This is a genomic window from Protofrankia sp. CiP1_Cm_nod1, assembly GCF_920888515.1.
In the GTDB taxonomy this organism is placed as follows: Bacteria; Actinomycetota; Actinomycetes; order Frankiales; family Frankiaceae; genus Protofrankia.
Genome location: NZ_CAKKTM010000302.1, coordinates 1 through 7,428, shown reverse-complemented (window position 1 = coordinate 7,428; position 7,428 = coordinate 1). Strand labels below are relative to the sequence as shown.

Below are 7,428 nucleotides of genomic sequence, written 5' to 3'. Positions count from 1 at the left end.
CCGCACTCGGGGCAGGTGGTGAAGGTGACCGCCCGGTCCACGAACGCCCGGATATGCGGTTGCAGCGCGTCGACGTCCTTGGACAGGAACGACTTCTGGATCTTCGGGATCAGCCCCTCGTACGTCAGGTTGACACCGTTGACTTTGATCTTGGTAGGCTCCTTGTGGAGGAGGTCGTGGAGCTCCTTCCCGGTGTACCCGCGGATCGGCTTGTCCGGGTCGAGGAAGCCGCAGCCGCTGAAGATGCGGCCGTACCAGCCGTCGACGCCGTAGCCGGGGATCGTGAGCGCACCCTCGTTGAGCGACCTGCTGTCGTCGTAGAGCGCGGACAGGTCGAAGCCGGTGACCGTTCCCCGGCCCTCGCAGCGCGGGCACATGCCGCCGGTACGGGTGAAGGTCCGCGTCACGGTTCTGCCGGCGCCGCGTTCGACCGTGATCGCCCCGCTCGCGCGGACCGAGGGGACGTTGAAGGAGAACGCGCCGGGCGGGCCGATGTGCGGCTGCCCGAGCCGGCTGAAGAGGATGCGCAGCATCGCGCCCGCGTCGGTGGCGGTGGCGACCGTGGAACGGGCGTCGACGCCCATCCGCTGCTGGTCGACGATGATCGCGGTCGTCAGCCCCTCGAGCACGTCGACCTCGGGCCGCGCCAGCGTCGGCATGAAGCCCTGCACGAAGGCGCTGTAGGTCTCGTTGATCAGCCGCTGCGACTCCGCGGCGATCGTGCCGAACACCAGCGAGCTCTTGCCCGAGCCGGAGACACCGGTGAACACCGTCAGCCTGCGCTTCGGGATCTCGATGCTGACGTCCTTGAGGTTGTTCTCGCGCGCGCCCCGCACCCGGATCAGCTCGTGACTGTCGGCAACGTTCCTGCCGGCAGCGTGCGGCGCGGGCGATCGCGGGCCCGTCCTCGTGGCCATGCTCATCCTGTCTTTCATCGGTTCATCGGTTCATCGGTTCATCGGTCCATCGGCGTACCGGTGCATCGGTGCCGGCGGCCGCCTGACGGCCGCCACCGGCGTCGTGCGCGGGCTCCTTCACGCTAGGTGCGGCTCGGGGGCTGGCGCTTCTCGATTCCTGACCGGTCTGGTGGCCTGTTTCGCCACGCAGGACGGCATCCCCGCCGTCGCGCGCGCCGCCTGGCGCCGGTAGGCGTTCGGTGGCATACCGACCAGTTCGGTGAAGCGGCTGCTGAAGGTGCCCAGCGACGAGCAGCCGACCGCGAAACAGACCTCGGTGACGCTGAGATCGCCACGACGCAGCAGCGCCATCGCGCGCTCGATGCGCCGCGTCATGAGATAGCTGTACGGCGACTCGCCGTAGGCGCGGCGAAACTCACGGCTGAGGTGCCCGGCCGACATGTGCGCGCCGCGGGCGAGCGCCTCGACGTCCAGCGGCCGGGCGTACTCCCGGTCGATCCGGTCGCGGACGCGCCGCAGCCGCGCGAGGTCGCGCAGGCGCCGCTCCTCGGCGGCTCCGCTCGTCACCTACGAGATCGTGCCACGTCGTGCCGGAGCCGGCGTCGTTTACTCGTCCCAGTTGCCGATGCCGCTGAGCTGTCCGATCCGCTCGGCCGGCAGGCCGGTCAGCGCGGCGACGGATGGGTGGGCGAGCTGTCCAGCGTCCAGCACCTGGCCCCGCCTTGGTCCCTTCCGCGTCGAAGGTGTCGGCCGTCAGGTCGTCGAGGGACCGGATGGGCGTGTGCCTCTCGCGGCCAGGAGTTCCTCGACGGTGACCTGAGGGCGCAGCAGCGGATACAGAGAGGGTGTCCGGTCTCCGGAGTGCTCATGGACGAGGGCCTCCTCGCCGGTGTTTCCGGCTGGCTGCGAACCAGGACCAGCATACGGCGGCGTGCAGGTCGCGACCCGTGACCGGCCGCAGTCCGAAGAAACCGTCGCCTTGTCGCACACCGGTAGACGTCGGGCATTCGGCACCACCACGCCGACGGCCCGCGACCGCAAAGAGTGGCCGTCGTCGACCCTGAGAAGGGACCCGTCCTGGCAATCCTGATTTACGACCGAATTCTCGACTCGACCGAATTCTCGACTCGACCGATGAGCGGGCCGCCAAACTGGTGACCGAGCCGGTAACCGAGCTGGTGACCAATCTGGTGACCAAGTACCCGACGCCCACTCCCTCCCACTTTTAACCTATATCGTACCGGGGGGCTTGCGGCAAGGCCGGGGTCGTGCCGCAGAATAGCCGGCCGAGGCCAGGAGCTGCGGAAACGGGAGTCGCGGAATGCGTGTGTTGTTGTCGACGTATGGGTCGTGCGGGGACGGCGGGCCGCTGGTGGGACGCGCGGCGCGGCTGCGGGCGCTGATGGCGTGCACCCCTTGACCACCAGCGCGTTCGACCTTCCCTACCACCTCGCCGCCAAGGCCGGCCCGACGCTGATCGCCGGCGACGAGCAACACTTCGCGGCCATCGCGGAGAGCCTTGAGCAGTCGATCGCCGACCTGTCCGACCGCCTCGATGCCGCGCGCAGGGCGCCCGGTGGCACAGGCCAGCAGGCGATGGACCGGGACGTGGAGGTCCACCGGCTGACCGCCCGCCTACGCGTCCTGCGTCGCTTCGGCCTGGACCTGTGCCTCGGGCACATCGTCAGCGCGGACAGCCCCGAGCCCGTGTACATCGGACGGCTCGGCCTCACGGACAGCGCGGGCCGTCGGCTGCTGCTCGACTGGCGCGCGCCGGCGGCCGAGCCGTTCTTCGGAGCGACCCACGCCAACCCGATGGGCCTGGCGAGCCGCCGCAGGTATCGCTGGACCCGCGGCCGGATCAGCGACTACTGGGACGAGGTGTTCACCATGCTCACCTCGGATGGGTTCGAAGGGCACAGCGCGCTCGACGACCAGTCCGCCTTCATCGCCAGCCTGGGCGGCGACCGGTCGCCCCGGATGCGGGACGTGCTCGGCACCATCCAGGCCGACCAGGACGCCATCATCCGCGCGGGATCCGACGGCGCTCTCGTCGTCGACGGCGGTCCGGGCACGGGGAAGACCGTCGTCGCCCTGCACCGTTCCGCCTACCTTCTCTACCGTGACCCGCGCCTCGGTCACCGCCGGGGCGGCGTGCTGTTCGTCGGCCCGCATCAGCCTTACCTGGCCTACGTCGCCGACGTCCTGCCCGGCCTCGGCGAGGAGGGCGTGCAGACCTGCACCCTGCGGGACCTCGTCGCCGAGGGAGCCGCGGCAACGGTCGAGACCGACCCGGACGTGGCCCGCCTGAAGTCGTCCGCGGACCTGGTGAAGGCGATCGAGACGGCCGTGAGGTTCTACGAGGAGCCGCCCACCAGAGGGATGACGGTCACGACCGACTGGTCGGAGATCTGGCTGGGCGCCGACGCCTGGGCCGAGGCGTTCGAAGCACCAGACCCCGGCACCGCGCACAACGAGGCGCGCGAGCAGATCTGGGAGGAACTGCTCACGATCCTGATGGACAAGCACGACGTCGAGGTCGACGTCGACGTCCCGGCCGGCCTGCTCCGCCAGTCGCTGCTGCGGAACGAGGAGCTGGTCACGGCCCTCAACCGGGCGTGGCCGCTGCTCGAAGCGGCTGACCTCGTCGCGGACCTGTGGTCGGTACCCGCCTACCTGCGCAGGTGTGCCCCCTGGCTGTGCCCCGCCGAGATCCGGAAGCTGCGGCGCGAGGACGCCCGGGCCTGGACGGTGTCCGACCTGCCACTCCTGGACGCGGCACGGCAACGGCTCGGCGACCCGGGGGTGTCACGGCGCAGGCGTCGGCGGGGCGCCGCCCTCGCCGCCGAACGCGAGCGCGTGGCCAGGGTCGTCGACCACCTGCTCGCCGCCGACGACGACGGTGAAGGCGTGGTGACGATGCTGCGCGGAGAGGACCTGCGGGACGCCCTGGTCGACGAGTCCGGGCTGCCCGTTACCGGCCCGGACCCGCTCGCCGGCCCGTTCGCGCACATCGTCGTGGACGAGGCGCAGGAACTGACCGACGCGGAGTGGCAGATGCTGCTGCTGCGCTGCCCGTCCCGCAGCTTCACCATCGTCGGGGACCGCGCCCAGGCCAGGCACGGGTTCACACAGCCGTGGCGGGAACGGCTCACCCGGATCGGGCTCGACCGGATCAGCCTGGCCTCCCTGAGCATCAACTACCGGACCCCGGAAGAGGTGATGGCGGAAGCCGAGCCGGTTATCCGGGCGGTGCTCCCGGACGCCAACGTGCCGGTGTCCATCCGCGGCGGCGGCCTCCCCGTCGTGCACGGATCCGTTTCGGAGCTGGGCTCGATCCTCGACGCCTGGCTCGCCGCGCACGCCGACGGGACCGCCTGCGTCATCGGCGATCCCACGTTCCGGGCGACGCCCCGCGTCCGGTCGCTGCCCCCGGAGCTGTCGAAGGGGCTCGAGTTCGACCTGGTCGTCCTCATCGACCCGGAGACGTTCGGCGACGGCATCGAAGGAGCGGTCGACCGCTACGTCGCGATGACCCGGGCGACCCGGCAGCTCGTCATCCTCACAAGCCCCTGACGCCGGCCAGAACAACATGATCGCCATCGGGCGACCATGAAGGGCTCAAGGAGACAAGCCTGGTGCTGTCATAACGACAGCGGATTCATATCCTTGTCTTTTCGCTGCTTATCCCCAGGACCCGTTGTTGCTGTCGGTTCCTGCTCGTAGTACCGCCAGTTGCTGGCGGCACTGGGCGCGTTTGGTGTCCACCCCGGGTTCGCGGGGTCACATGGTAGGTGACGCCGTGGTAATGGCCGACGACCGTGCCGGAGAGGGTGTAGCGCGGGTACCAGCGCACCGCCGGCACTTCCCCTCGGGCGGGAAGCGGAAGTCGGCGAACTCCGACGTCGGAACCGGCGGACGGACACGACGTCGATGCATCACTCGATCATGACTGATCGGCAGCCGAGACGGCGGGCTTCGCCAATGCAACAGTGCCGTCACAGGTCGTCCGGCAGGAGACGGAACGCCTTGTGGTTGCTGAGCGGACGTATCGCACGGAAGTCTCGCCGGTCGAGCGTGAGAACGCTGTCGGTCTCGTACTGCTCCGCCAGCACCACGTTCACTGCGTCCGCCAGGTCCAGGCGCAGGTCGGCGTACCGGCTCTGGACCGTGCGAGCCTTGCGGAGGGTATCGGCTGACACCTCTGGGACCAGGATGCGCATGGCGCCCTCCTGTTGTAACAGCCAGTCATTGACTTTATAGGCGGCCTTGCGGTCGACGTTGCGGGTGATGACGTGCTCGACTTCAGCGAACACCAGCGGGGAAACCAGGGTCACGGACGCCTCGCGCAGTGCCGCGCGGGCTGCCTGGTGTTCCGGATTGCCAATGTTGAAGGCGGCCATGAGGCCAGAGGTGTCACCAACGACGATCACGTGGCGATACCAGTCGTGCCGTTTTTCCGGTCGACCGCTTCGTCGACCGCTTCGCGGACGTCATCTTCGGTGAGCGGGCCGCCGAAGTCGAGTGCCGGTATGTCCCAGTCGCCGGACCATCGGCGGGCGTGCAGCGCGGCGATACGGAACGCCTCGCGAAAATACTCGGATTCGGGCCGGCCTTCACGCGCTGCCGCCTCCTTGACGATCTGCAGGTATTCCTCCTCGACCATGACGGTCGTCTTCTTCAAGGCCATAGGGTTATGGTACCACCACCAGCAATATTGATCGCGATCGCCGGCTCTCGTGGGCGTTGCGGATGTCGCGTCATGCTCCCACTGTCCGTGCCCGAAACTCGTCCGTGGGCCCTGACCAGGGCTTCTGCACCACGGGTCAGCGCGACGAACGATCTACAAGCCTTCTGTGCCGCCGTGATGGGGACGGCGCACCCCGCGGGTGCCAGAAACCCGGATCGGGTCACATCGATCCGGTTGACAAGGCCGGGATCGCCAGTCGAAGATCCGCAGAGTCGATCTTCAGGACTACCCGGCAAGCCATGACAGGTCGCGCGACCCGCGCTCGGCGGGATGCCGTTCGCGCCGAGCGCACCGCGGAAGAAGCCGAAGCCGCTGAGGTCGAAGCGCTGGAGAACGAGCAGATCGTGGTGTCGGTGCGGGTACCTGCCTCCCTGGCCGAGACCCTCAAGGCCCAGGGGCGCACGGCGGCCCGACGGCAGCCAGGTTCACCTGTTCTCGGCGGCGACCCACGGCGCCGGGCTCGCAGTTGGCCAAGTCGAGGTCGATGCGAAGACCAACGAGACCAGGGTGTTTCGGACCCTGCTCCGGCACAATGGCGCTGCCAGTCACACCGGTTGGCTCTACCTGGCTGAGCAGGGCTTTCGGTGCGGGGATCTCGTTGTTCTTCGCGTCGACGGCGCGCTGGGCCAGCACGACCTGGTGGTGCTGGTCGCGAGCGGCGAGCAGGTGCCGGCCGGGAGTGTCGCCGTGGCGTGAGCCCTGCAGGGTTTTCCCATCGACCGCGATCCGCCGCCGTTCACCCTGGGGCGGCGTGGTCGCCGCGGCGGCCCAGGCACCGAGGGTCACGTCCAACATGTCGGCGTCGAGTCGGGCGAAAACCCGGCGGAACGTCCACTCGTCCGGGACCCGGGCGATCCCGAGTGCCGTGCAGACGGTCTCGCTGGCGTTCGCAGCCCACTCGCTGACCGCGGTGAACGACCGGGCGCCCGCGAGGACCGCGCAGGTCGCCAGCGTGAGCAGGATCGGTAGCTGGTGCCGCGTCCCCCGACGTTTCCTCGGATCGGTGACCTGGGCGAACACCGCCAACAGAGCCGCGGGCGGCACCAGCGCCGGTGTCGTGCGAGCCGCGATCGAGGACAGCTGATCTAGAACAGGGGCAGACGCGGATAATGGCGCGGCGGGCATGACACCTCGGGACGATCATGATGGCCTAGGAACCTTCGTGATCAATCGAGGGTCGTGCCCCCTCTGTTTCAGGGGCCCCAAAACGACTGGATTTCATACCTCATCAACACTGAAAACCATCGGTTCGGCCAATGATCCGCTACCTGGCAAATCTGCCAGGGTCCCGAAAGTGGGCATATGTATATATTTCCCTTGATCCGTTGCGCTGCGTCAGGTTGGATGTTGACACCGGCGCGGTCCGTGGGGCATTGTTCACCTATGTGGCTGAGATTTCTCCCCGTGATGTGCCGCTACATGGACTACCGGCGGACATCCAGCGCCCTCTGGCGCTGACATTCGTCCGCCCACGAACCGCACAGACCACCGCGGCAGAAGGGGCTCGGTCGGAGACCGCTATCGCAGCCTGCACCATCATTCTGCTGCCGCGATGCCGTCCAGCCTGCTTCTCGGACCTTCACCTTTACTGAAGACATCTCCTGGCGTGAAATCCATCTGAACGCCCCAGCGGCCTGTTGTGAAGTACTTATTCCCTGTGAGTTTGTCGGCTATGCCTAGAAGATCACACATAGTGATTGTTAGACCACCTAGGAGGGGCTGGTGAGTGGAGAGCTTGAGTTGCCGACGCGTGAGGATAAG

The 7,428-nt window shown here is 68.1% G+C and carries 6 protein-coding genes and 1 pseudogene; 1 reads left to right on the top strand and 6 read right to left on the bottom strand.

The features are described from left to right. Both NBX02_RS13630 and NBX02_RS13625 read right to left on the bottom strand, forming a co-directional pair. Positions 1-923 (bottom strand): annotated as a pseudogene (locus NBX02_RS13630) (excinuclease ABC subunit UvrA); the annotation flags it as partial. 111 nt (positions 924-1,034) lie between these two features. Beyond that, entirely contained in the window at positions 1,035-1,484 is a 450-nt protein-coding gene (locus tag NBX02_RS13625) for a helix-turn-helix transcriptional regulator (protein ID WP_250286547.1), read from the bottom strand. An 840-nt stretch (positions 1,485-2,324) separates the two neighbouring features. Between NBX02_RS13625 and helR the strand changes: the two genes are divergently transcribed. Next, on the top strand, positions 2,325-4,493 hold the full coding sequence (gene helR / locus NBX02_RS13620) for an RNA polymerase recycling motor ATPase HelR (RefSeq protein WP_250291610.1): 2,169 nt from the start codon (positions 2,325-2,327) through the stop codon (positions 4,491-4,493). A 422-nt stretch (positions 4,494-4,915) separates the two neighbouring features. On the opposite strand, the gene NBX02_RS13610 is transcribed toward helR, so the two are convergent. The 4 genes from NBX02_RS13610 to NBX02_RS13595 all read right to left on the bottom strand — a co-directional run. After that, the gene (locus NBX02_RS13610; protein ID WP_250291608.1) at positions 4,916-5,350 is read right to left on the bottom strand and encodes a PIN domain-containing protein; all 435 of its coding nucleotides are present in this window, start codon (positions 5,348-5,350) and stop codon (positions 4,916-4,918) included. Then, positions 5,347-5,583, bottom strand: coding sequence for a CopG family transcriptional regulator (locus NBX02_RS13605; RefSeq protein WP_250286541.1), 237 nt, complete (start codon positions 5,581-5,583; stop codon positions 5,347-5,349). The genes NBX02_RS13610 and NBX02_RS13605 overlap by 4 nt, the downstream gene beginning before the upstream one ends. Before the next feature lie 468 nt (positions 5,584-6,051). Next, on the bottom strand, positions 6,052-6,711 hold the full coding sequence (locus tag NBX02_RS13600; protein ID WP_250286539.1) for an ISAs1 family transposase: 660 nt from the start codon (positions 6,709-6,711) through the stop codon (positions 6,052-6,054). Between the two features lie 492 nt (positions 6,712-7,203). Then, on the bottom strand, positions 7,204-7,428 hold a 225-nt coding region (locus NBX02_RS13595; RefSeq protein WP_250286537.1), incomplete at its 5' end, for a hypothetical protein.

Coding starts and splice junctions, on each gene's coding strand:
- NBX02_RS13605 (WP_250286541.1), bottom strand. CDS start 5,583: ATGGTCGAGGAGGAATACCTGCAGATCGTCAAGGAGGCGGCAGCGCGT.